Origin of the sequence: Acinetobacter sp. YH12112 (assembly GCF_013418945.1) — a bacterium.
GTDB classification, from domain to species: domain Bacteria; phylum Pseudomonadota; class Gammaproteobacteria; order Pseudomonadales; family Moraxellaceae; genus Acinetobacter; species Acinetobacter indicus.
Genome location: NZ_VPBA01000089.1, coordinates 1 through 1,776, shown reverse-complemented (window position 1 = coordinate 1,776; position 1,776 = coordinate 1). Strand labels below are relative to the sequence as shown.

General features: G+C 42.5%; 1 protein-coding gene. It reads right to left on the bottom strand.

What is annotated here, in order from left to right; all coding sequences use genetic code 11:
- Positions 1–151: 151 nt before the first annotated feature.
- On the bottom strand, positions 152–1,174 hold the full coding sequence (gene dusA, locus FTU50_RS15200) for a tRNA dihydrouridine(20/20a) synthase DusA (RefSeq protein ID WP_180055339.1): 1,023 nt from the start codon (positions 1,172–1,174) through the stop codon (positions 152–154).
- Between the last annotated feature and the right edge of the window lie 602 nt (positions 1,175–1,776).

Sequence of the window (1,776 nt, the reverse complement as noted above, 5' to 3'; positions counted from 1 at the left end):
ATGGAGAAATCTAATCGGTATGTTATACCTGAGAGAAGAGTGAGGAGTTATCCAAGGGTTGTAAAAGGAAAACCTCAAAAATACCCAAGAAAAAGCCAGTCAATCTCTTAACTGACTGGCATTACTCAATTGAGGACTTTTTGTTGATCTTTTAAGGCTGAACAGCGTGTTCCTGCAGATAGTTTTCAGTACGCTGCATCGCGGCCTGAACATTCTGAATGGCCACTTCTACATCTTTTAAGGTTTTGGCATTACCACCACTTAGCGCCTGACGCCATTTGCGTGCGCCCGGCAAGTTTTGGAACAGGCCCAGAATATGACGGGTGATAATCGACAGTGGTGCACCTTCAGCCACGCGCTGTGCGATATATGGCATCATCTGCTGCATAATCTCGAAACGGTCTGGGAGGGGCAGATTCCAGAAATGTCCCAGCTCGGCCAGTAAATACGGATTGTGATAGGCTTCGCGGCCAATCATCACCCCATCGACATGCTGTAAATGCGCCTGTGTTTCTGCCAGGGTTTTAATGCCGCCGTTAATTTCAATGATCAGCTCCGGGCGATCCTGCTTTAAACGGTAAACATCTTCATAGCGTAAAGGCGGCACTTCACGGTTTTCTTTGGGTGATAGGCCTTGTAACAGTGCAATCCGGGCATGCACGATAAAATTATTGCAGCCGGTTTTGGCAACGGTATCGACAAAATGCAGCATTTCTTCATACGAATGCATGTCATCAATCCCGATCCGGTGTTTAACCGTGACCGGAATATCCACCGCATGACGCATTTCTGCGATACATTCTGCCACCAGATCAGGCTCGGCCATCAGGCAGGCGCCAATTTTATTGTTCTGCACGCGGTCGCTTGGGCAGCCGACATTCAGGTTAACTTCATCATAGCCCCAGTCTTGCGCCATTTTGCTACAGGTGGCCAGATCTTGAGGATTGGAGCCGCCGAGTTGCAGCACAATTGGATGTTCTTCCTGATTAAACTCCAGATGGCGTTTGGCATCGCCATGAATAATGGCGCCGGTGGTGACCATTTCTGTGTATAAAATCACGTTTGGGTTAAACAGGCGCGCAAAGAAACGATAATCTCGGGTGGTCCAGTCCATCATTGGAGCCACGGAAATTCTTGGCAGTTGGATATTTTCAAGCGTATTTACATTTGACATTCAACAGCAAACCTTGCAACGACGGGAAACAAAACTGAGGCGCTATTCGCACAGATTGGGCAGCACAAGGCAGAGGGTTTTACTCACATCCACCGGGCGTGCAGGGGCGAGATAGTAGCACAAAATCCGGCTGACGAAAAAAGATTGTTGTTGGCTGTCCGAAGGTGGGAGGGTGAATATCCATATTTTAGCTTGCTGCTATTTTAACTGTTATATTGTTAAAATATAAATTATAATTATTGATATTAAGTTTAAGTTATTTTATAAATTAAATGAATACTCCCGAAAATGATCTTTAAATTCAATTAGAATATATAATCAAAATACATATATAATCTTCCCAGCTAGAATAAAAATAATAAAATTAATTCACTGGAAAAATTGACAATCAATTCAAAAATTATAGTTATTCTTTGATTTGTTTAAAAAAATATGTAATTCCAATGTAACAAGAAGCATTTTTCTTGCAAAATACGGCAGAGTAAAACTTGAAGTGCGACATAAACCACCTAATTAATTTAAAGGGTTTATGGAGTATATAAAATTGTCATACCATCATCTTAGCTTTGAAGATCGTACTGCATTAATGCTTGAGTCAAGAA